Source organism: Chamaesiphon minutus PCC 6605, assembly GCF_000317145.1.
In the GTDB taxonomy this organism is placed as follows: domain Bacteria; phylum Cyanobacteriota; class Cyanobacteriia; order Cyanobacteriales; family Chamaesiphonaceae; genus Chamaesiphon; species Chamaesiphon minutus.
The window spans coordinates 2471268-2494158 of sequence record NC_019697.1; the positions used below are offsets into that span (position 1 = coordinate 2471268).

At 45.6% G+C, this 22891-nt stretch carries 26 protein-coding genes; 10 read left to right on the forward strand and 16 right to left on the reverse strand.

The window, feature by feature from the left end:
* Nucleotides 1–140: 140 nt before the first annotated feature.
* Entirely contained in the window at nt 141–1283 is a 1143-nt protein-coding gene (locus tag CHA6605_RS11420; protein WP_015157518.1) for an IS4 family transposase, read from the forward strand.
* Here the strand turns inward: CHA6605_RS11420 and CHA6605_RS11425 are convergent.
* The 9 genes from CHA6605_RS11425 to CHA6605_RS11465 form a co-directional block, all read right to left on the reverse strand.
* The gene (locus tag CHA6605_RS11425) at nt 1238–1687 is read right to left on the reverse strand and encodes a hypothetical protein (RefSeq protein WP_041547935.1); all 450 of its coding nucleotides are present in this window, start codon (nt 1685–1687) and stop codon (nt 1238–1240) included. The two genes, CHA6605_RS11420 and CHA6605_RS11425, sit on opposite strands and share 46 nt — an antisense overlap.
* A 171-nt stretch (nt 1688–1858) precedes the next feature.
* Entirely contained in the window at nt 1859–2146 is a 288-nt protein-coding gene (locus tag CHA6605_RS11430) for an MSMEG_0570 family nitrogen starvation response protein (RefSeq protein ID WP_015159604.1), read from the reverse strand.
* Between the two features lie 124 nt (nt 2147–2270).
* Nucleotides 2271–3224 (reverse strand): sll0787 family AIR synthase-like protein, encoded by a 954-nt coding sequence (locus tag CHA6605_RS11435; protein WP_015159605.1) that lies wholly within the window; start codon nt 3222–3224, stop codon nt 2271–2273.
* Nucleotide 3225: 1 nt separating this feature from the next.
* Nucleotides 3226–3732: an MSMEG_0567/Sll0786 family nitrogen starvation N-acetyltransferase gene (locus CHA6605_RS11440; protein ID WP_015159606.1), complete on the reverse strand. Its 507-nt coding sequence runs from the start codon at nt 3730–3732 to the stop codon at nt 3226–3228.
* A 68-nt stretch (nt 3733–3800) separates the two neighbouring features.
* Entirely contained in the window at nt 3801–4889 is a 1089-nt protein-coding gene (locus tag CHA6605_RS11445; RefSeq protein ID WP_041547937.1) for an MSMEG_0568 family radical SAM protein, read from the reverse strand.
* Nucleotides 4890–5033: 144 nt separating this feature from the next.
* Entirely contained in the window at nt 5034–6038 is a 1005-nt protein-coding gene (locus CHA6605_RS11450) for a Nit6803 family nitrilase (protein ID WP_015159608.1), read from the reverse strand.
* Between the two features lie 315 nt (nt 6039–6353).
* Nucleotides 6354–6836 (reverse strand): MSMEG_0572/Sll0783 family nitrogen starvation response protein, encoded by a 483-nt coding sequence (locus CHA6605_RS11455; RefSeq protein WP_015159609.1) that lies wholly within the window; start codon nt 6834–6836, stop codon nt 6354–6356.
* Between the two features lie 196 nt (nt 6837–7032).
* Entirely contained in the window at nt 7033–8313 is a 1281-nt protein-coding gene (locus tag CHA6605_RS11460) for an MSMEG_0569 family flavin-dependent oxidoreductase (protein WP_015159610.1), read from the reverse strand.
* 275 nt (nt 8314–8588) lie between these two features.
* Nucleotides 8589–9785: an RNA-guided endonuclease InsQ/TnpB family protein gene (locus CHA6605_RS11465; RefSeq protein ID WP_015158624.1), complete on the reverse strand. Its 1197-nt coding sequence runs from the start codon at nt 9783–9785 to the stop codon at nt 8589–8591.
* Between the two features lie 32 nt (nt 9786–9817).
* On the opposite strand from CHA6605_RS11465, the gene CHA6605_RS11470 reads away from it, so the two are divergent.
* Nucleotides 9818–10024, forward strand: coding sequence for a hypothetical protein (locus tag CHA6605_RS11470; protein WP_041547939.1), 207 nt, complete (start codon nt 9818–9820; stop codon nt 10022–10024).
* Here CHA6605_RS11470 and CHA6605_RS11475 read toward each other — a convergent pair.
* A complete protein-coding gene (locus CHA6605_RS11475) occupies nt 10021–10467 on the reverse strand; it encodes a cupin domain-containing protein (protein WP_015159611.1) in 447 nt (148 codons plus the stop codon). The genes CHA6605_RS11470 and CHA6605_RS11475 overlap by 4 nt on opposite strands.
* Before the next feature lie 161 nt (nt 10468–10628).
* Here CHA6605_RS11475 and CHA6605_RS11480 point away from each other — a divergent pair, with 161 nt between their 5' ends.
* From CHA6605_RS11480 to acsF, 3 genes are all read left to right on the forward strand, one after another.
* Entirely contained in the window at nt 10629–11186 is a 558-nt protein-coding gene (locus tag CHA6605_RS11480; RefSeq protein ID WP_015159612.1) for a protein tyrosine phosphatase family protein, read from the forward strand.
* Nucleotides 11187–11324: 138 nt separating this feature from the next.
* Complete coding sequence (gene aac(6') / locus CHA6605_RS11485) at nt 11325–11777, forward strand: aminoglycoside 6'-N-acetyltransferase (RefSeq protein WP_015159613.1); 453 nt, start codon at nt 11325–11327, stop codon at nt 11775–11777.
* Between the two features lie 163 nt (nt 11778–11940).
* Nucleotides 11941–13017 (forward strand): magnesium-protoporphyrin IX monomethyl ester (oxidative) cyclase, encoded by a 1077-nt coding sequence (gene acsF / locus CHA6605_RS11490; protein ID WP_015159614.1) that lies wholly within the window; start codon nt 11941–11943, stop codon nt 13015–13017.
* Nucleotides 13018–13159: 142 nt separating this feature from the next.
* Here acsF and CHA6605_RS11495 read toward each other — a convergent pair whose 3' ends face one another.
* The 4 genes from CHA6605_RS11495 to CHA6605_RS11515 form a co-directional block, all read right to left on the reverse strand.
* Complete coding sequence (locus CHA6605_RS11495) at nt 13160–14011, reverse strand: DUF2092 domain-containing protein (RefSeq protein ID WP_015159615.1); 852 nt, start codon at nt 14009–14011, stop codon at nt 13160–13162.
* An 87-nt stretch (nt 14012–14098) separates the two neighbouring features.
* Nucleotides 14099–15169 carry a hypothetical protein gene (locus CHA6605_RS11500; protein ID WP_015159616.1) on the reverse strand — a complete coding sequence of 357 codons (1071 nt, stop codon included), beginning with the start codon at nt 15167–15169 and terminating at the stop codon, nt 14099–14101.
* Nucleotides 15170–15374: 205 nt separating this feature from the next.
* A complete protein-coding gene (gene csaB / locus CHA6605_RS11510) occupies nt 15375–16430 on the reverse strand; it encodes a polysaccharide pyruvyl transferase CsaB (protein ID WP_015159617.1) in 1056 nt (351 codons plus the stop codon).
* Between the two features lie 629 nt (nt 16431–17059).
* Nucleotides 17060–17377 carry a DUF4351 domain-containing protein gene (locus tag CHA6605_RS11515; protein WP_041547943.1) on the reverse strand — a complete coding sequence of 106 codons (318 nt, stop codon included), beginning with the start codon at nt 17375–17377 and terminating at the stop codon, nt 17060–17062.
* 109 nt (nt 17378–17486) lie between these two features.
* On the opposite strand from CHA6605_RS11515, the gene CHA6605_RS11520 reads away from it, so the two are divergent.
* The 4 genes from CHA6605_RS11520 (at nt 17487) to CHA6605_RS11535 (ending at nt 19621) form a co-directional block, all read left to right on the forward strand.
* A complete protein-coding gene (locus tag CHA6605_RS11520) occupies nt 17487–17798 on the forward strand; it encodes a hypothetical protein (protein WP_015159618.1) in 312 nt (103 codons plus the stop codon).
* 30 nt (nt 17799–17828) lie between these two features.
* Entirely contained in the window at nt 17829–18641 is an 813-nt protein-coding gene (locus tag CHA6605_RS11525) for a hypothetical protein (protein WP_015159619.1), read from the forward strand.
* A 463-nt stretch (nt 18642–19104) separates the two neighbouring features.
* Nucleotides 19105–19296, forward strand: coding sequence for a hypothetical protein (locus CHA6605_RS11530; protein WP_041547945.1), 192 nt, complete (start codon nt 19105–19107; stop codon nt 19294–19296).
* 130 nt (nt 19297–19426) lie between these two features.
* Nucleotides 19427–19621 (forward strand): hypothetical protein, encoded by a 195-nt coding sequence (locus CHA6605_RS11535; protein ID WP_041547946.1) that lies wholly within the window; start codon nt 19427–19429, stop codon nt 19619–19621.
* Between the two features lie 57 nt (nt 19622–19678).
* On the opposite strand, the gene CHA6605_RS35725 is transcribed toward CHA6605_RS11535, so the two are convergent.
* Complete coding sequence (locus CHA6605_RS35725; protein ID WP_232432255.1) at nt 19679–20104, reverse strand: hypothetical protein; 426 nt, start codon at nt 20102–20104, stop codon at nt 19679–19681.
* Nucleotides 20068–20526: a hypothetical protein gene (locus CHA6605_RS35730; protein ID WP_051038830.1), complete on the reverse strand. Its 459-nt coding sequence runs from the start codon at nt 20524–20526 to the stop codon at nt 20068–20070. The genes CHA6605_RS35725 and CHA6605_RS35730 overlap by 37 nt, the downstream gene beginning before the upstream one ends.
* 882 nt (nt 20527–21408) lie before the next feature.
* On the opposite strand from CHA6605_RS35730, the gene sbcD reads away from it, so the two are divergent.
* A complete protein-coding gene (gene sbcD / locus CHA6605_RS11545) occupies nt 21409–22821 on the forward strand; it encodes an exonuclease subunit SbcD (protein WP_051038833.1) in 1413 nt (470 codons plus the stop codon).
* Nucleotides 22822–22891: the final 70 nt, after the last annotated feature.

Sequence of the window (22891 nt, forward strand, 5' to 3'; positions counted from 1 at the left end):
GCTGGAGTGGTAGGGAGATAGGAATTGAGGACGGGCTGACGGGGCGACAGGTCGCCTGAAAACTCGGCAGAGAGACAACTCTAGACAAATAGTATCAAAAAAGATAGGGTAAGAGAGCTTCTTACCCAAAAAACAATTAAATGTTACCAGAATTGTATCATGCCCATTTGTCAGAAAAATTCACACGCGGTAACTACTTATTGACAATTTTATTGATTCAAGTAGTGCAATCTATTAAAGAAGTCACGCTAGAAAGCATCGCAACAAAACTAGCGATGCCAATTAAATTTGAAAGCAGAAGAAAAAAAGTCCAGAGATTTTTATCAAATGATGAATGGGATTTAGATAATGTTTGGTTATCACTAGTGATTGCTTGGATTAAAGGCAATGTCAAACAGAATAATATTATATATTTAGCAATAGATCGAACCAAATGGCAATCAAACAATATTTTGATGGTCAGTATGATTTGGCGAAAGAGAGCAATTCCTATTTATTGGCAAATGCTTGATAAACAAGGGAACAGTACATTGGAAAACCAACAATTAGTATTAACCCCAGTATTCGCTGCCCTATCAGATTATAGCTTGTTGGTACTGGGAGATCGTGAATTTTGTAGTGTTACTCTTGCGAACTGGCTTAGAGAGCAGAAAATAGATTTCTGTTTACGACTGAAAAAGAATGTTTGTATCAAGACTGAAGAGGAATTGTGGACTGAACTGAAAAGGCTAGGATTAGAGCCAGGAAATAGCTTTTTTAATCAAGAAGTAACAATTAGAAAAACTGCACCAGTTGAAGGATTTAACCTAGCAGGTAAATGGCTAGGTAAATATCGAAATATTACCACAAAAGAGCCTTGGTATATTCTGACCAGCTTGGCAGATCTACAAGCAGCAGTTGATACCTATGCTAAAAGATTTGGAATTGAGGAGATGTTTCGAGACTTTAAGGGCGGAGGATATAACTTAGAAAAGACTAATTTAACGGGCGAACGATTGAGCAAATTATTGATTTTGCTATCACTAGCATACTTGAAGAGTATCATCCAAGGGATAGATATCAAATCAAAGCAAGTTCAAGAATATCTCGGCAGAAAAACAGAACATCACCGAAAATATGCTAGACATAGCACTTTCTATATTGGACTCTGGGGTGAATCATGGGTCGATTCAACATCTAGTAATTGGCAGGTTGTTGTTGAATTAATGTCTTTGTCCCCACATAAACTACCTAATTATCAACAAGGCTTGAGAGCTATGAGACTTATCCTATCAGCGTTATAGGCGACAAGTCGCCCCGACAGGAGGACGGGCGCACCTTGCTTGGTTTTGGCGAGCTTGGGCAGAAACTCAGTTTGGTAGTATTTAGCTAGCTGGCGATCGAATTCGGTAGGGATGGGTACAGTTTCGAGCTGGCGGTAGGCACCATCAAAGTCCTGGAGCGCGCTCACCACTGTGGGATCTTCGCTGAGGGTATGAATGTGATTCTGAAGGGTTTGGAAATAGGATTCGATTTGATAAGATTTGGTGGTGCGCAGGCTCGTCAATTGGTTGAAAACTCGATCGGTCAAGTTTGACTGACCGCTCCGGTAGCCGATATAGGCGGTGACGAGTACGGAACAACTGCTGACTGTCAGCAGCATGGCAATCAGTTTAGATTTGATACTAAGTCGATCGAGCAACCTCATAAGGAGACGGGGCGCGGAATATTGTTAGCTTACTGCATCTGTTCGATAACAAATAGTTCGTGGGGATCGAAATACAATAACGAATCCGACGATCTCAGTCCGCAATCCCCGCACGGGTGTACTCGACCATACCATTGTGCCGCTGTCTGAAGATTGCCAGCCTGACACAGCTTATTCAATAAAGTCAATTACTCGGACGATCGGTCGCGATTGCGACTTAAATTCTGCGGCTTTGGCTTGAATTTCTGCTAATTGTCCGATCGCTAAACCGCAGGGTCTACCATACTTAGCACGAACTCGATCGCTAGCAATATTTAAAGCAGTTTGCGCTCGATCGACAAAATCACCCAGATCGTAATCTCGCTCTAGCTCGAAATATTTTTTGACGATCGAAGATGGTGAATAACAGGTTGCTTGAGAACCATCTGGCCATTGAATTTTAAAGCGAGTTTCGGGCATGGTTATTAGTTGATAGTTGATAGTTGATAGTTGATAGTTGATAGTTGCTGGATTAAGGTACGATCTTCGTTCTGATACATTCTCGTCCCCACTCCCCCACTCCCAACTCCCAACTCTAGATGCCTTACCGGAATCCAGTAAGGTGTTGGCAGGTGAAATCCCAGAAGATAGTCGATTGTTGTTGAGATTTGAGAATAAGTTGGGGATTTTTGATGACTTCACCGATATCCGTGCAGGTAATATGGCGATCTCCAAATACTTGCTGGACGGCTGAAACTCGATCGGGACGGACGCTGAGTAAAAATCCGTAGCTGGGAAAACTGACCAGCCAACGATCGAAGGATATGCCTGCTGGTCTGGGTATGGCATCGAGATTTAAGATGGCACCGCATTGAGAGGTTTCTAGCAGCATCAAAGTCGTACCGATGACTCCGCCCATGCTGATGTCTTTTCCCGCTGCGCACAGTCCATTTTCGGCGAGTTTGGGTAACAATTCTAGGTCGGCGCGCAGGCGATTTGGATCGGTTTCGGTGGCAGCATTCCAGAATGGATACTTGGGGTGCAGTTTGCCCCGTAAATCGATCGCCATTAATAATCGATCGCCAGTTCGAGCTTGGAAGCTGGAAATTAGATTGCGGGCGCGTCCTAAAATCGCCACTGAGAGGGCATTATACGCGCTCCTACTGTTGGTATGTCCGCCGACGATCGGCACCTGATAAGCTCGTGCGGCGGCACTCATACCAGCTAATAGTGGCTGACTAATTGCGGTATCCTGACTCCAGATCGTATCTACAACCGCGATCGGTCTACCACCCATTGCATAAATGTCGCTGACATTTACCATCACGGCACTCCAGCCTGCAAACCACGGATCGGTGGCGACAAAATCGGGCATCATGCCTTCGGCGGCGAGGAGTAGATAGCTATCGCCATCGGGAATTGCGGCGCAATCGTCGCCGATCAATACATCTGTTGCGGCATTTTCTGTCGCGAGAAATCGCGCAACGGCTTGAATATCTTGTTTGTGGACGATACCCAGCGATCGCTCGATCGTGCGAGTGAGGAGATCGAGATCCATACTAAGATGCTTGGCTGTACTGAACGATCGGGCGGATCTCGTTATTGGCGGGATAGTAGTCTAGATCTGCTTGCATCAGGTGATGCGCGATGCCACAAATTTCGATTTCTTCGATCGAATCCCAATGCAACCGTTGAAAGAAGCGGACATTTTGGATCTGGACGGTGGCGAGGAAGCGATCGCAGCCCCAGGCATTGGCGGTAGTGACGGCTTTATTTATCAGTCCTTTGCCGATGTGCCAGCCTCGGCGATAGTCGGGATGGGTGCCCAATCTACCGCCATACCACAGGCGGGGTTCGGGTTCGTAGATTCGCACTACGCCGAGGACAGCTAAGGATGGGGCATCGGCGGCGACGGCTATAATCGGATGCGCGAGCGCATCGAGAGTATCTACGTCGTCATTGGGGAATAAGCCTTGTTCTTCGACGAAGATTTTGCGACGAAGGGCATAATATTCGTCGATTTCGGAGTGGGTGCGGGCGAGTTTAAAAAGATAGGTGGGGAACATACAGGGATAATTGATGATTAGTCAAGGATTTTGCTCTAGACTTGACACTGTGACAGGAGGGCGAATTTTTAAGCTTCAAAGCTAGACAGAGCCGAACATGCACCGCATTTGCCGCAGCCAGCTTTAATATCTTTGGCAGACATACCCGATCGATTCAACAGCTCGCCCACCTGCTGATAGAGGGCAAACATCATCTCACTACTAGGTGCGGGGTGATGTGCTAAAGGCGTGCCAGAAATCGGGACGAAGGGCACGACGAACGGATAAACACCGATTTGAATGAGTCGATCGCAACCGTCTACTAATGCCTCTACCGTGTCGCCCAATCCTGCCAACAAATAGGTGCTAACTTGTCCCCGCCCAAATACTTCTACCGCAGCCGCAAATGCTTGGAAATAATACTCGACGGGCACATCAGCCTTCCCTGGCATAATTTGAGCGCGGACTGCGGGGGTAATCGCTTCGAGGTGCATACCCAGGCTATCTACGCCCGCATCCTTGAGTTTCTGGAACCACCTAAAGTCGTCGGGCGGTTCGCACTGGGCTTGAATTGGCAAATCGACGCGCTGTTTGATGGCTTGAGCGCATTCGGCGAGATAAGCGGCACCGCGATCGGGTGTATTGGGAGTACCGCTAGTCATCACCATGTGTTTGACACCATCTAGTTGCACGGCGGCGGCGGCGACTTCGGCAAGCTGGGTGGGGGTTTTGCGGGCGATCGTCCGATCGGCTGCTAGGGATTGTTCGATCGCGCAAAACTGGCAGACAGTATCGCTATTCCGGTAGCGCATACAAGTTTGCAAGACGGTGGTGGCGAGGACATCGTGGCTGTGGAGGAGGGCGATTTTCCAGTAGGGGATGCCTTCAGCGGTGCTGAGGTTATAGAATTGGGGCGTTTTGGGGAATTCGATCGGGGCGATTTCTCGTCCTTCTCGGTGGATGCTGGCTTGGGTAGACGTGGGATCGAGGGTGGCGGTATAGGGCGATTGGGCGGCGGTTTCGGTGTAAATGGGCACCATAATCGTCGTACCGTCGATCGTCACTGCTTTATGGTCGGATGGCCCTGCACCGCCTTTTCTACCCGACACACCCGCACCAGTTTCTACTAATTGCAGTCCTTGTGATTGCAGTTCGGTCATTAATTTTTGTTTATTCATTGTCGCTCTTACTCCCCTCCTCGGAGGGGGTGGGTTCTGGGGACACAAAAAGTGCTTAGTCATCAACCGCCCTCAAATGAATTTGGGGCTAATAGCCAAAGTTCACTGAAGTGAACTGAAAGATTTTTCTGCTGATGTATGACACTACCCTGGCTTATAAAGGGGGCTAAAAATCCCCTCCTCGGAAGGGTGCCCGTAGGGCGGGGTGGGTAGATCTCCGCCTCCACTCACCACCGCCCACTGACTCGAATTCACCTGCAATTGCAACAGATCGGGACGCGAATAATGCCCGACGCTATCCATCATCCGTTTGCGCTTAGTTATCAGCGCGAAATCCAGATCTGCGATCGCGATTCCTTCACCATCGGTAATTGGAGGATGTAGAATGTTGCCTTCGGGACTAATAATGGTGGTACAACAACCGCCGCTTAAGGCTTTTTGGAGCTTCTCATCGGTAGTAATTTCCGCGACCTGTTCGGGGGAGAGCCAGCCCGTCGCATTCACTACAAAGCAGCCAGCTTCGAGAGCATGATGGCGGATCGTGACTTCCATCTGATCGGCGAAAATCTGACCGACCATCGAGCCGGGGAATTGAGCGCAGTGGATTTGCTCGTGCTGTGCCATCAGCGCAAAGCGCGCCAGGGGGTTGTAATGCTCCCAACAAGCGAGTGCGCCGAGTTTGCCTACCGCCGTATCCACGACCTTCAATCCCGCACCGTCGCCTTGCCCCCACACCATCCGCTCGTGATAAGTGGGCGTGATTTTGCGCCGTTTGAGCGCGAGCGTACCATCGGCATCAAAAATCAGTTGAGTATTGTAGAGCGAACCGCCCTCGCGTTCGTTAATTCCTAGTACCACGACGATTTGATGCGATCGAGCTGCCTGACTTACTGCCTCTGTGACGGGACTAGGCACTTCGACGGCTTCTTCATACAGTCGCAGATGCTCTTTGCCCATTAATACGGGCGGTTGCACGAAGGAAAAGTAAGGATAGTAGGGAATGAACGTTTCGGGAAAAACAACGAGTTCTGCACCCATTTGGGCAGCTTTGTCGATCGATTCCAACACTTTTTCAGTCGTTCCTTGCCGACTAAATAGTACTGGACTAATTTGGACGGCGGCGGCTCGAACTTTGCGCGTAAAATTCACAAATGTTTCCTCTTTTTTCCATTTCAAATCTATCCCAATGTGTAGGGGCGGGTTTATGCAAATAAATATCGACGATCGCAATCGATCTAGTTGGCGTAGCCTACCGTAGGTACACAAACCTGACCAACCCCACCAACAACCTCCATATTTCTTTATTTACGAATGTAATGAAAAACGATCTGAATGTTAATCGTGGGGAGGGCTGGTTTTTACGACAGTTATCGTTACACGCGCGATCGAGGGCATAAACCCGCCCGACAGATCTGTGTTGGCGATCGACAAAGAAAGATATTAAATTATCGATCGATCGAGCGATTACAACGTCCAGGTATCTAAAATAAATGCCCCTTCTTTGCGGTGCATCAAGACGATATCCAAAACATCCAACGGGTTGATGGGAATAATTCCCGGAATTAATGAAGCTTCACCATGACCGTAGAGAGCCTGCAAAGCAAACCGACAACAATAAACTTTGCCACCTTCACTAATAAATTTAGAGATCCGCACCGTAAAGTTTTGATGCCCTGGAAATGCTTCGTCGCCCAGCTTGGGGAAACCCCTTTGCAAGCCCAAGGTTACACCAGGGCCATAGAGTAAAATCGAAGTATCAAAACCCTTTTTTTTCAAGCGGGTAGCTTGTAATAAGTTGACCAAACCGATCGATCCTTCAAAAGCTACCGTGTGAAATGTCACTAAAGCTTTCTCACCAGGTTCGGCTTGGACGTCGGGGAAGACTTTTTCTTCGTAATCAACTAGAAAATCACCAGTTTTATGAGGGGGAATAGTAACTTCTGGCATGACGTTCCGCTCCGTTGTGCTTGTCAAGGTCGATCCCAGACTAGCGTTAGATCGATTGGGTGTTTTGTATCGATAAATACTAAGTATGGATATCTATCCTTATGGGTAGTCGGCGATCGAGCGGCAGCTAAAATACTACCAGTGGCTCTTTTTACATATCTAAATCGTTAGGTTTTGTCATAGATTGTATCTTTGACTACGAACCGAGCAAATATTCGTTGACGATACTCCAATTACTAGCAGTCGCGACCTTTTCTTTAATGGCGATATGTTCGACAATATAATTCGCATCGCGAGCCACGCCCGAAAATCGCCCAGAACCCCAGGTATACAGCCACGGTAAGCCGATAAAATAGCAGCCGGGTAAGTTGGTAATACCGCGATCGTAATGGGGATAGCCACTACCATTAAATACGGGCAAATCGATCCAACTAAAGTCGGTTTGAAAACCTGTAGACCAAATTACTGTCTGAATATTCGCCGCTGCTAAATCTAAATTTAATTCGGGATTTTCTGGTTGCCAAACTGGAAGATATGGTGGTTCGCTCGGTGCATCAATTTGTGCTTGTTCGATATATCGATCGATATTTTGTTTGATATTTGCAGCAACGGCATCGGCTCGATCGAGATTTTGGCGTAAGTCATCTTGAAACTCTAGTTTACCATCGTTAATCGATCGCAATCTGCCGTGTAATTTCATTCCTTGCAGCGCGAATTTTCGTAAGTCAATTTCGCGTCCGCCATCGCGTCCGGTGAGATAATGATTGGTATTACTACGTGCAGTTTCTTTCTTGGGATGTTCGTCGATCGACAAATCGTAATAACCCATTCGATCGAGCCATTCTACCGCATCTTTACCTCGATACAAACGTGGCGATCGCGGCGCACCCCCGACGCATAAATGTACTTGTCGCCCCGCCAGGTGCAAATCTTCGGCAATCTGACAGCCAGATTGTCCCGTCCCGACTACTAAGACACTCCCTGCTGCTAAAGATTCGGGATTCTTGTACGCTGAGGAATGCAGTTGATGAATAGAAGCAGGCAAACGTTCCGCCAGTCGAGGAATTTTGGGCGTATGATAGCCGCTAACCGCGATAACCACTCGATCGCCAGTATACTCGCCGATCGAGGTACTAACGCCAAATAAGCCCGTTTCCGTCTGACTGACTTTATTTACCGTCACCCCTTCTTTAATTGGTGGATTGAAGCTCGCCGCATAGCCTTCGAGATATGTGACGATCTCATCTTTCGCCATAAAACCATCGGAATCGTTGCCGGGATAGGGATACCCAGGCAGTTGACATTGCCAATTGGGAGTCACCAAACAAAAGCTATCCCACCGCCGCGATCGCCATTCATGCCCGATGCTATGCTTTTCAAAGATAATGTGGTCGATGCCGCGTTGTTTGAGACAATAACTCACGGATAATCCCGCTTGTCCGCCGCCAATAATAATGACCGGATATCGATCGCTCATAAAACTTTGCCGATAATAGTGTGAGGCTATCCACTCACATTAAGATCTTAGGATCTCGATCGAGCGAAGTTTGTATTTCTGGCTACGGAAGCTCTAAGTCTAGCGATTTGTCTATTTGGGCTGGATTGACTAGCGGCATAAATTTCAAACCCTGTCAAAGTCATTAGTAAGGTTAAGTATCGATCGATATTAAATTAAGGTCGAGCGAAATTAACTAGGGGGATATTAAATGTTCTTTATGATTATCGAGCGATGTGAACTACCCGACTCTCACCCTATCGGGTAGAGAGCGGGCTTCCAGCTTCGCGGGGAACAGCGTCCGACAAGACCGAAATCTTGCCACCACGACTTACATCCCCTCCACTGGCAGCAGCACTAGTTCCTAATGCCAAAAACCGCAAGGCTTCATCTCTGATGTTTTTTGCCGCATTTACGTCGCGATCGTTTCGAGATTTACATTTAGGGCAATCCCAATGACGAACATCCAATGGCATCTCAGATACTTTGTACAGACAATTATTGCAAGTCTTAGAGCTAGGGAAAAATCGGTCAACCTCAATATAGGTTTTCCCATCTTTCTCGGCTTTGTACTTGAGCATTGTTCCGAGCATCCCCCACCCAGCATCGCTAATTGCTTTGGCTAGACAGTGGTTGCGTACCATACCTTTGACATTTAGATCTTCTACTGCAATAACTTGGTTTTCGTCTACTATCTTGCGGGATAGTTTGTGCAGAAAATCTTCACGAACGCGCTTGATTTTAGAGTGGACTTTTGCCACTAATCTTCTGGCTTTATGTCTGGTGCTACTCCCCTTCTGTTTACGACTGAGTTTTTGCTGTTTGCGCTTGAGATTTTTACTATGTTTCTTGAGGTGACGAGGGTTTTTATACTTACTGCCATCACTAGTTACACAGAAGTCAATCAAGCCTACATCTACACCAATTGCCTTGCCGTCTGTATTAGTATCTACACTGGGAATGCCGTCATCAACCAAGATAGAAACAAAATATTTTCCATCTGGGTTTTTAGATACGGTGACAGTCTTTACCGTGCCATCAAAAGTACGATGAATTTTACAATTCACTTCACCAATGATAGGTAGCTTGATAGACTTGTCGCCGACTTTGACATTCTGAGGATAACTGACAGATTGCCGTCCATGCTTTGATTTGAAGCTAGGAAAACCAGCTTTTTTCTCAAAGAAGTTTTGATAAGCAACAGATAGGTTTAGAGCTACAACTTGCAAAGACTGCGAGTAAGCACCTTTCTTTAGCCAAGGATATTCTATCTTTAGCTGAGGCAACAGACCTTGGATCGCACCTCGACTTAGCCCCTTACCAGTAGCCTTGTATGTTTCCTGACAAAGATTTAGGCTGTAATTCCAGAACCAACGCGAACAACCAAAAGCACCAGCAAAATATTGCTGCTGTTCGGCTGTTGGGTATAGTCGGAATTTGTAAGCTTGGTACATTATCATTAACTAAGGTTGCTGATAATATTGTAATGAATATACAAAGAAAAGGCAAGGAAGTTGCTCATCTCCTCATACCCGCTCTCCTTCTCGAAGCAGCGTCGCTTGTCGGGTTTGTCGAGCGGGCAATCGTCGCTTCGCTCGGCTTTCATCCCGACGCTCATCCGAAACGGATAGAGCGCGGGACTTCCCGCCTGTCCGTTAAATCGTTCGAGCGAAGCGATGTTGGAATGCCTTAACTTGCCGCAGTGGGATCGTAGAGCACGACGTTTTCTTGCTCGTTAGGATCGTTACGTGCAACTAGGGCGCGAGCGGGTATGGTGGCACTGAGATTGAATGGTTGATGTGGTACTCCGGGTGGAATAAAAATAAAATCCCCAGCTTCATGGATAACCGATTGCTTCAGCCCTTCGCCATAGCGGGTTTCGACCCGACCTTCAATTAAATAAATTGCGGTTTCATAATCGCGATGAAAATGTGGCTCGGCGGAGCTAGCTGGAGGGATAACGACCAGATTCATCGAAATTCCCTGCGATCCTGCCGTGGTGGCGGAGATGCCTACAAAATATGGCAGACGTTGACGAGTCATCGTGTCAGTTTCGGGGCGGACGGTGACAATCTCGTTTGGCTGTGGATTTGCCATTTGGGATGCGATTCGATCGACAATTGAGTTCTCTTCCATAGTCGAGAAATACCTCCTGATTTCATAGGCTTGGGACTAGTCTACAACAGACTCTACTTAAATGTCCCTGCTAAATTTTTCGTGCTAGTCGCTCCCATCAGCGGCTAACATGTAATTGAGTGCAGAGCGATCGAAATATTTAGCAACTACTAGATTTACATATGATGAACAAACAAAACATCTCTGCAAATATTAGCTTGTATGGGCGTTCGATCTGGCAGACGATCGCCTCGCGCCTGCGCCCAAAAAACGGCATTGAGGATATTCTCAACTATCGATATATATCCGATCGATTGGCAACTAGCGGACAACCTATCGTCCCAGAGTTTTCATATATTGCTCGTGCTGGTTATCGAACAGTTCTCAATTTAGCTCCCCCAAATGCTGCAAACGCCATCCCAGAAGAAGAGAAGATCGTCACAGCATTGGGAATGAATTATCTAAATATTCCCGTCGTCTGGGACAACCCGACTCATGAGGATTTCGATCGATTTTGTGATGTCTTGGCATCGCGATCGGAACGACCAATTTTTGTACACTGCGCCATGAATATGCGCGTATCTGCATTTGTCTTTCTCTATCGTCACCTGATTTTAGGCATATCTCAAACAGAAGCTCGCAAGTCAATGGAAAGCGTTTGGCAACCAAACGAAGTCTGGCAAAATTTCATCGCCAGTGAGATTGCCGCTCATCAAAGTCGATCGATAATTGAGGATTGATAACTACCTCTTGCTGAAGGATAGGTAGCGGGCATAGTCTGCTTTACAAATAATTGTAATTACGTACTTGTCAAAAATGAATATCGATCGATCGAATTAGTGAGACAGAAATCACTTTTCAAACAGTAAAATATAGATATGAAAATTGTCAATGTTACCCAAAATGATTTTAACGAGTGGCTAGACCTGGCGTTAAAACTTTGGCCGGATTATTCATCGATCGAAATGCAAGAGATTTTAACTGAAATCTTGGATTCCGATCGCGAGACAGCATTTATCGTTCGGGACGATAATGGAAAAGCGATCGCGTTTATGAATCTTTCGCTGCGATATGAATACGTTCCAGAGGCAACACAGAGTCCTGTCGGCTATATTGAAGGCATCTATGTTAAAGATGAATACCGCGATCGAGGTGTGGGTAGGGCAATGGTTGAGTATGCCGAGCAATGGGCATTGGCGCAGGGATGTATCGAACTTGCATCGGATGCCTTAGTTGAAAACACGGCAAGCCATGAGTTTCATACCAAGACTGGATTTAGAGAAGCCGAGCGAACTGTGTTCTTTATTAAATCGATCGCTACTTCTGCATAATTTTTGAACGTTGTAACTCTTAACACAAAACCACTGCCGAGCCAGTCTAGACTTGGTAAAATGCACAAATAGCAGATTCTTCACTGGAGATGCTGCGCCAAGCAGATGTCTGGGCTGTTGCCTGAATCGAGCGCGATCGAATTTAGTTATAAAACAAATTATTATGGTAGATTCCCTTAAAAAACCATCATCATTCGATGAAATCAGACCGGGTGTCAAACGCCCCGCCAAAGAAACTCTCCTCACGCCTCGGTTCTATACCACCGACTTTGAAGAGATGGCGAAAATGGATCTCTCAGGCAATGAAGATGAGTTACGAGCGATTATTGAAGAATTTCGGGTTGATTATAACCGCACCCATTTCGTCAGGGACGAAAGATTCGATCGCTCTTGGGACGATCTCCCCGCCGAAACTCGTCAGATCTTTATCGAGTTTCTCGAAAGCTCTTGCACTTCTGAATTTTCTGGGTTCCTGCTCTACAAAGAACTCAGTCGTAAGCTTAAGGACAAAAATCCCCTCCTCGCTGAAGGTTTTAACCTCCTATCGCGCGACGAAGCTCGTCATGCTGGCTTCCTGAATAAAGCGATGGCTGACTTTGGACTCTCGCTAGACTTGGGCTTTCTGACTCAAAATCATAATTACACCTTCTTTAAACCCAAATTTATCTTCTACTCAGTCTACCTATCCGAGAAGATTGGGTACTGGCGATACATCAAAATTTTCCGTCACTTAGAAGCAAATCCCGAACATCGGATCTACCCGATCTTCCATTTCTTCGATAACTGGTGCCAAGACGAGAACCGTCACGGTGACTTCTTCGATGCTCTGATGCGATCGCAACCCCAGCTCCTGAATGATTTTAGAGCAAAACTCTGGTGTCGGTTCTTCCTGTTAGCTGTATTTGCGACGATGTATCTCCGCGATCGAGCAAGCAAATTCTACGGTATTTTGGGTATGAATAGCCGCGACTTCGATATCGAAGTTATCCAAGAAACCAATAAAACTTCGGGACGTATATTCCCAATAATTTTGGATGTCGATCATCCCAAGTTCTTCCCACTTTTAGACAAGTGTGCCGCAGGCTATCTCAAAATATTAGCATCGGCAGAATCTCCCACTCCTACATTCTTGAAAAAGATTCAAAATCTCCCCACGATCGCGTCGATGGGTTTCAACTTACTCCGCTTATATCTGATTAAACCGATCGATATGACCAAACAAGCTGGTATAGTTCACTAGGCATTTTGAATTAAATTATAACTTCCGATGAGTTAATGGTTCTGTCATAGACAGAACCATTTTTTCGATCTGTGTAACATTAGTTATAGTAGTAACTATTGGATAACAACCATGTGTAGATCGCGAACATTACACTCAACAGCTACTGAATTAATTGAAGTAAATCGTTGGATAGGGACTGAACTTTTTTAGTTCTTGGCGGTGGGGAGAATTTAAAAGTTTTGGTGCTGAGATTGGTGGTAGTCGTATGACTGCTAATTTTTTCGACTACTTTGATTTCTCCTTCCGCAGTATTGTTAATTAATTCAATTTGTTTGAGAATTCCGGTTTCTGGTTGAACGTATCCACTAAAACTAGATCCTTCGTCTTTATTGTCGAAGGTATATACATACAAATTTTGCCCCTCGACTTGACGCATGTTGCCTTGTAAACTGGCGGTTTGGTCTGGTGGCAGCGATTTGACAGGATTGACACCAGCAGCGATCTCGGCGACGATCGATTTGCGACCGGATTCGGGCATACTGACAAAGAAAACTGTCGAAAGTCCGACTAATAGTGAATGAAATTGCGGTTTGAATTCTGCGAAAGTAGTTTGAGCGTATTGGCGTTTGTCGGGACGATACATCCACACGTTTTTACCGTCACAAACGATCGAGTAGGTGATTTTTAAAGGAGATCCCGATCGAGATACCGTTAATTCCGATCGAAATTGTTCGCCAGTTTGGGCGATCGTTTTAACAGTGGCATTAATTTGAATGGGATTTGCTTTTGTCCCCTTGCGCTGTAGCGTCATCACGATCTGCGAGTCGGTTTGAGCGCGATTGCCTTGCCAAAAAACTCCCATCGCTTTACCCAATAATTTGAGATCTGGGGTCGTTGCTGTCGGTAGTGTTGATGGGGTGGCGGTTGGGGTTGATGGTATTTGGGCGTGGACGTTGCCAGTCAAGCTTACGAGCATGGCAGCCATGACAATCTCGGACAAGAATTTGGACATATTCAAAGAGAGCGGGGATCGGGGGATGAGATAATTTTTGGGTGAAGAAACAGAAAATCCTATCTCAAATTAACAACACCCGAAAGCTTAATTTTCCGCTCGTTTGGGGAATTTAGGCAGATCGATTTTGGTGGCTTTGGCAACGGTGCCGCGATTGACGGTGGGTGCTGGCCAATTGGGAGATGATTCGGCAATTTTGAGGTCGTTGAAGGCAGTACTTTCTTTATCGCTGGTTTCTGTCGATAGCGATGTGTCAGCAGCTACGGGAGCTGGCGCAGGCTGGTAAAGATCGCGATAAGGATGTGTCTCTCTATCCTGGCGAATTACTTCGCGCCAGCCTCCTGGTGAGGATGGTTGAGGTGGCGGCAGGATGGTGTTTTTGGCTCGGTTGGGAGCCGATGGCGTCCAGTCTGGCATCTCAATTTGGGGAGCCGCTAGTGGTGCCGAGGGGGGTGCTGGGTCGATTTTAGCGGTGGAGATGTCTGTACGCTTAGGAGCCGATCGATCGGCAGTCGATTTGTAAGTGGCGATTTCGCCAGATAGTTCGCCGCTGAATGGGGTCGGATCGGTCGCATCTGACTGTGGGGGCGTCGCAGTGCTACCAGGTGTCGATTGGCTGGTGCCATTAGCTTGGAGCAGCTTCAGCCGCCGATGGAGTTCGATCGCGACGCGCTCGGTTTTGAGCAGTTTTTGCGATTGTAAATCGTATTGTTGCCGCAGTTCTTCATGTTCGGCTTCAATTTGAGGCACGATCGTTTGGACGATTTCTAGTTGCTGCGAGAGGGTTTCGATCAGCGTCTGTTGACGTTGGCCGATTTGGTGCGAAGTTTCTAGTTGTAAAAAGAGTGCGCTAACGCGATCGTGTGCGGTTCTCAGCTCATCTTGTTGTTGCAAGATGGTAATTTCGTGGCTCTGATTGGCTTCTTTGTGAGTATGTAATGTCTGCTTGGCAGATGCCAAAGCTTGTTCTAATCTGGCGATTTCTTCGACTAAATGGCGGTTGATTTGGCGGAGATTGCTGACTACTGTCAACCAGTCGGTACGATCGGGTTGTGCTTCAACCGTGGTATAGATCGTCTCGATCGCTTGGTCTGTTTTGGCTCGACTATCGCCAGAATTCGCGCTACCGGGGTTGTGGGGCTGTTCTGCTGGGGTCATGGCAGGATGGATGGGGGTGGAAAGACGGGGGGACAAGGGGGACAAGGGGGACAAGGGGACAAGGGGACGGGGGGGACTGGGGGACGGGGGGACTGGGAGACTGGGAGACTGGGAGACGGGGGGAGATAGAATTGTTCTTTTACCCTTTACCCTTTACCCTTTACCCTTTTCCTTAAAGCCTAAAGCCTATCCCCTATTTAACCTTTCAGTTGATGTTATTAATTGCCGCAGTCAATAAGTCTTTATGAGCGAGCGATTTTTGGGCGATATTTTGGAGAAAATCTTGGCTTTGAGCCGTTCCGGTTTGGAGATGTTGTTGCCAAGCTTGAGTAATTGTAACTGGATCTGTGGGGATATCGCCTAGTTCCCAGCCAGGGATATTAATTTCTGTCATTAGTTTACTAACTTTTGGATCGTAACTAATCGCCCAACATTTACATCCTTCTGCTGCTGCCATAATTAGACTGTGCAAGCGCATCCCGATCGCCAGATCTACTCCTTGAAATAAACCTTTGAGTTGTTTGGGATCTGAGAGTGTTACTACTTGACTATTATCTGTCAGTTTGGCGCGAATCTGTTGGGCGATATCCATATCTGTAGTCGGTTGGAAGGGCACGAGTAAAATATGACTGCCAGTGGCGGCTTGTAAGTCCACCAAGGCTGTGGTGACGGTAGCTAAACGTTCGGCTGTGAGTTTGGGGTGCGATCGCAAGGTGACGGCGATTTTGGGGCTGGGGATGCTGGCAATTTCCGGCACTGGGGTGGCGGCAAGACTCCACACGGGATCGGGAGCGATGATGCACGAGAGTCCCCAACTTTCGAGCAAGGCGGCTGAGGCTGGATCTCTGACGCTCAGAGCCGTACAGTTACCAAAGGCGCGTTTGGCAATCCAGCGAGTCAGGGGTTTATCTACAGGGCCGATGCCTTGTGCGATCGCGAGTGTTTGCAGTCCGAATTGTCGGGCTAATCCTATTAGCCCCCCATAATAGATCGAATTGCGCATACTTGTGGCATCTTGAATCAGACTGCCGCCACCCAAGATTAAAACTTGCGATTCTTTGAGCGCGCGGACTACCGAGCCACTATTCATCCGATCGTAACTTTTGACGCCATAATTTTTGGAAGTAGCGCGCGGCTCGGCAGACAATACTAGGGGTTTTACATGTGGCGGTAACATCTCTAACATCGACACCAGCAATGCTTCGTCGCCACCGTTACCTTTGCCATAATAACCACACAGTACAGCCTGGATCTCAGTCATTTGGTCGTATACTCGATCGATACCTCACAGGATATTTTACATTGCTTCTTTACCAGCAGTATGCGAGCGATCGGTATAATATGTTTAACTGACCAACGAAAATCGGTGTGAGTGAGAAATTCCAAATAATTGAAGTTTCGCCAGCAGATGTCTAAGCACCCAAATTACTGGGAACGAAGGAGAAGTTTTGGTTTAGACACGATCGATTAGGTTTGTGCTTATCCAAAAAATCTCGATCGAATACAGCAGATGAGGATTGGTCTGAAAAAATTGCCGCCGAATTGTGTAGACTGATAAAACTTCCTGGTTCTACCGAACTTGCTATACAAGTTCGGTAGAACCATACTAGAATCGATCGCGCTCGGATCGATCGTAATTATTTAAATCGAGCGATCGCTATTTATCACACTCGATCTTTTTATTCTATCGATCGAGTGTGATATTTGGACAGATCGTTATTTATGCACTCAATCGCGATCGATCCAAGCGATCGCGGCTGATGGTATTCTATCTTACTATTATATTCGATCGGTTAGTTATTTCCTGGTTGAGAGCGGAGGATTTGTAATTGCTCGATCGTGATGTTTGGACGATCGATCGCTTCAGCATGACTCGATCGATCTAATGAGCTAATGAGCATCCAACCAAGCCAACAGATCGCTCATTTGAGTGAAATCTAATAAATCCTCACCTAAAGATTCGAGTCGATCGATCGTTAGACTATTTACTCTCGATCGAATTTCAGTAGTAATATTCCCCAGCTTTCGCGTAAGCTGTTTTAGCACTAATATTTGTTCGCCATCAGCCTTAGCATCTTGATAAACTCGTGTCTGTTGCAACTCAATTCCTAACATCAGATCTACCTCATCCCTAGTTAAATTACCAAACTTGACAGGTTGAATCAACTTAGCAAGATCGACAGAAAGAGTGCGAAAGATCCAAAACATCTAATTACCGACTAAGTAGGTAGGCGCAATTTTTTGTAAAATAGATTTTGCCTGAAACCTAGCTGGTGGGCAGTGCCCACCCTACGCGATATCTTGCTATTTTAAACAAATGCTAGACAAAGAAAAGATAGTTAAAATAATTAACGAGATTGATAGTTTATTTATCGAAGATACTCGATATCCTATATTTTGGAATCAATTGACTCAGCTATTATCTGAAGATGAGCAGGAAACAATTGACTTTCTTGATTCTTGTAATGATGAGAATATTATAAATAATATTTCTTCTATTTTTGATAATATCTCTTCAAATCTTCAAAGCAATAAATTTATAAAATGTCTTAAACGGCTAGAAATAAAATTTCCCAATTTATTACTATATCCTATGATTGAAGCTGCTGTATATAGTATGGAGACATAGACATATTTTTATTAGAGGCAAAGATTTCTAATGGATTCTACAACAAGCATATCTTATTCTAAAAATCACTGGCGTACAACACGTAGAGGCCGTACTATTGCTGATTGGTTATTTTTTCTGCCATATCCAAAAAGTGAAAAGGAAGTACAAAATATGCTCGATCTCTTTAAATCGATTGCAGCGATCGCAGAAGAACAAGATATTTGCTGCATTTCCACAACTGAAACTTATGGTTTATTGGAAGTAAAAAGTTATGTCGATTACATAGAAAAAGATTTTTTACGCAGCCAAAATATTTATGAACCACTAGATTCTAACGGGCTTCCTTGTATAGAACCACCAGATTTTACGACAAAGCTAGCTTATTTTAACTCAAATAATGAGATTATAGAACAATATATTGGAAACATGGGAAGCCTAATAGCAGAAATTTATGACATTGAAATCAATAAGGATTGTGCCGATCCAACTACTGCAATTACTCTTGATAGTTCTCCCAATCTTGAATTTGATAAAAAGAATCATAAGTTTACAGAAAATAAGGTAGTTGAAGTGAGAATAGAACTAACTACAGACATTTGGTTTCCCTGGATCGATGGTGCCATACACGCTTATCGTCCGCATGGTGAAGAAACCTATTTGCAGCCTGTCAATCACCCAACTTTCGGCATGGTATATGACAACAGGGAGCTTGTAAGCTATCATACCCCTCGCCTCAATAAATTCCTATCTGAATCTCATAAGATTGCCTCTTCCTACGGTGCAAAGTGGAAGCTTGATACAACACAGGGAGTTCCTTTGTATGCAAAAATGTGTAGCACTTTGGGCGTTAGACTTGATTAATTTTGCTCTATCTTTAAAACTCAACTACTCGGTACATCGGAATAATTAGATCGCTATTTATTGACTCGATTGCTGAAACTTTAGACTGATCGCATTAAGATCATCAGTGACAAGCAGATGCCCATAGACAAATTTGTGCGGAGCAATAACTCTGGCTTGTCTTCGCGATCTATTTTCCAGAATATTCACTCTCGCCGATCGACACTATCGATATTACTCGATATTTCTCAAAGTCTAACTCGATCGCGTAGCCTCCCATTTGGGTAATTGCTATGAGTTCGATTCGGCAAAGCCGACGCTACGCGAACGTAATTGTTGAAGTCGATCGATCGTCTCTAATCGATCGCGATTACCTTCGGTAGGCAAAGCCAACGAGTCAAGCAATCGGATTTATTTTTATAGATATCGAGCTAATACTAGAATCGATCGCGATTGGATCGATCGTAATTATTTTACTCGATCGATGGCTAGTCAGATCGATCGCTATTTATCACACTCGATCTTTTTATTCTATCGATCGAGCGTGATGTTTGGACAGATCGTTATTTATTCACTCAATCGCGATCGATCCAAGCGATCGCGGCTGATGGTATTCGCTCTTACTATTATATTCGATCGGTTAGTTATTTCCTGGTTGAGAGCGGAGGATTTGTAATTGCTCGATCGTTTCTTTTGGAATATAAAACCCGATCGGCTTTAACTCGATCGTCAAAAGTTTGGAGCGATCGAGCAATGGTAATAATCGATCGCTAATGTTGAACGATTCGATCGCGTTGTAAAGTTAAATGCTTATAATAACAATCGAGCGTAATTATTTAGAGCGATATCGATTTGGGAGACTCGATTACCTTGCACGCGGCTACGCCAACGATTTATGCTTTCGATCGATCGTTTTTGGATTCATTCGACCACCCTTGGGGGTGCGCTTGCGCGATCGAGCGTTAGAGTATCGATCGCTCGATCGGATTCGAGCGTGTTAAAATTTGCCATGCGCTCTCGAAGCTTGCGCGCCGCCTAGCGGCGGTCGGTTAGCTGTTTTATAATTGCGATTGTAGAGCTTGTAACTGCTCGGTATTTAATTCAGTCAGCTCGGCAATTGTTTCTAAAGGCATATTTTTACGCAGCATTCTCAAGGCAATCTCTTGTCGATCCTCCTGTTTGCCTTCTTGTTTTCCTTCCTGCTTGGCAGCTTGAATCTTTTCCAAATACAAAGGTGATAACTGCATAATTAAATCCCGATCCTCTGGTTGAATATTTGCCTGACTTTCTAACGTAACCTTTAAATTACCTAATAACTCTAGCGTACTCTGACGATAAGGATGCCCCTGGGGTAGTTCGGTTACTTCCTCAATCGCTCGCCTTTGCACCCCTTCCTTACCTAATATTCTAAACCACCGCGTCTTTGGTGTCCTGGGTAAGCGATGAATCACAATAATTCCCGTCTTCTGTGCCGATGGTAGCAAAAATATACACCCTCACCTCGTTCGGCATCTAAGTTAGCCCCCAGACTAATTAAAATGTTATCCGATAAAGTCGGTGTCAGAATCCACAGCATGGGTAATTCGTCATCCTTGGGTTCTGGTTGCTTCTTGCGCTTTTCCTCTCGATAGATCTTGGCATGTAAATCGTAGAGTTTAGACATACAAGCACGAATGTCGGGCACAGAAACCGAATTCCGAAATGGCTCGAAGACAACTAGCGAAGTTACACATTGAGCCAGTAATCCCAAATCGGTACAATCGAGAGTTGTCACTAACGGAATGAAATAGACATCAACTTCCCTAACTTCAGCAGCAATTTTATAAGATGGCTCGACCTTACCAAAGGGTGAAAGCAAGTTTTCTAAAAAACTCTTAGCAAATTCATCATGGGGGAAGATCGTCATGCACAGCCATACCAAAATACTCTGACAGTATTACATATTCACCAGCAATTATCGTCGATCGCACAATAACTCTTAATCGATATTGCTCAATTGTGGCATGAGCTATCTTTTGTTAGATCTCACCACCGAACGACAACTTTGCCGCACTCAACATCAGGAAAACCCAATATAAATACGATTTGCCAAAATATTCGCTCTCGTCGATCGATACTATCGATATTACTCGATATTTCTCAAAGTCTAACTCGATCGCGTAGCCTCCCCTTTGGAGAATTGCTATGAGTTCGATTCGGCAGAGCCGACGCTACGCGAACGTAATTATTGAAGTCACTCGATCGTCTCTAATCGAGCGCGATTACCTTCGGTAGGCAAAGCCAACGAGTTAAGCGATCGGATTTATTTCTATAGATATCGAGCTAAAACTAGAATCGATCGAGATCGGATCGATCGTGATTCGATGGCTAGTCACATCGATCGCTATTTATCACACTCGATCTTTTTATTCTATCGATCGAGTGTGATGTTTTGACAGATCGTTCGTCATAATCAATAGCTCGTCCAGTTACGATCTCAGAAATTCTTAGTTCCACAAGCTTTGAGGACTTCACTCCTTAACGGGACAGTGCCATTCATCAAAGGTCAGGACTTTGGTAGAAGTATAGATCGTAAAGCGATCGGGCTATTATCCCATGTAGCGATATTTTCGAGCGTGACTCAGATCGATCGAAACTTTGTATCTGCATCATAACTCCCAACTTCCAACTCCGAACTTCTATCTATACAAAAGGCGATCGCTAGACCGATCGACTTCGGCTAGTATATAGTTACTGAGATACTTCGACCATCGATCGGCATCCAATCCCTACAGCCTCAAACCCTCATCTGATGAAAATTCTACATCTATCGGATATCCACATGGGCGGTGGTTTCGCCCATGGTAAGATCGACCCAGAAACGGGACTGAATACGCGATTCCAAGATTTTGTCAAATCCCTATCTACCGCGATCGACAAAGCTCTAGCCGAACCAGTCGATCTGGTATTATTTGGTGGCGACGCCTTTCCAGATGCCACGCCCGCCCCTTATATCCAGCAAGCTTTTGCCTTACAATTTTATCGGCTGGTAGATGCTAATATTCCTGCCGTGCTGCTGGTTGGCAATCACGATCAACATTCGCAGGGACAAGGTGGAGCCAGCTTGTCGATTTATCGCTCGTTAGGCGTGCCAGGAACGATCGTCGGTGACTCGATCGATACGCATATAATTAATACTCGCAGTGGTGCGATCCAAATTTTGACATTGCCGTGGATCAATCGCTCCACCCTACTCACGCGCGAGATTGCCGAAAATCTCTCGATGTTGGAAGTTAACCAATTATTGCTCGATAGACTCCAGCCAGCTCTCGAAGGCGAAATTCGGAAATTAAATCCAGACATCCCCACCGTCGTATTAGCTCACCTAATGGCCGATAATGCCACCCTAGGAGCCGAAAAATTTTTAGCTGTCGGTAGAGGTTTTACGATTCCCCTGTCCTTTCTGACGCGTTCTTGCTTTGACTACGTGGCACTCGGACACGTCCATCGCCACCAAAATCTTAATAAAACCAACGACCCCGCCGTCGTTTACCCCGGTAGTATCGAGCGGGTAGATTTTAGCGAGGAAAAGGAAGAAAAGGGCTATGTATTAGTCACGATTGAGCCGACTGTGCAACCCGCGAGCAAAAGTTTCGAGACTACATGGGAATTTTGCCCCCTACCCGTGCGGACATTTCGGACGATTAAAGTCGATGTTTCCAAAAGCGAACAACCTCAAGCAGATATTTTAGCCGCGATCGCCAAGGTTGATATTACCGATGTCGTAGTACGATTGATTTATCAACTCAGTCCCGATCGAGTAGACCAAATTAGTAGTGCGGTAATTCACGAAGCTTTGAGTGCGGCTCATCACTATACAATTCAAGCCGAACTCGTCAGTCAATTGAGCCAGCCGCGATTGCCCGAACTCGGCTGTAGCGTTGGCGATCCGATGGTAGCACTCTCTACCTATCTCGACAATCGCCCGGATCTCAAAGACATTGCCACCGCCATGATTGCGGCTGCCAATGAGTTATTATCTGGAGACGATCTCGGCTCATTGCCAAGAGATAGTGTTTTACTAGACATCGAATCCTCTACAGACACCCCTACTCCCGAATCCTCGATCGAGATATCATCTGACTTAGAAACCACCGATAGCAACAAATCTATCCCCAAATCCAAGTCCAAAAAAGCTGACGGACAATTGACACTACTTTAGGATTTAGGCGTTAGGTTTTAGGCGTTAGCAAAAAGGTTAATGTAAACTCAATCCAAAATCCAAAATCTAA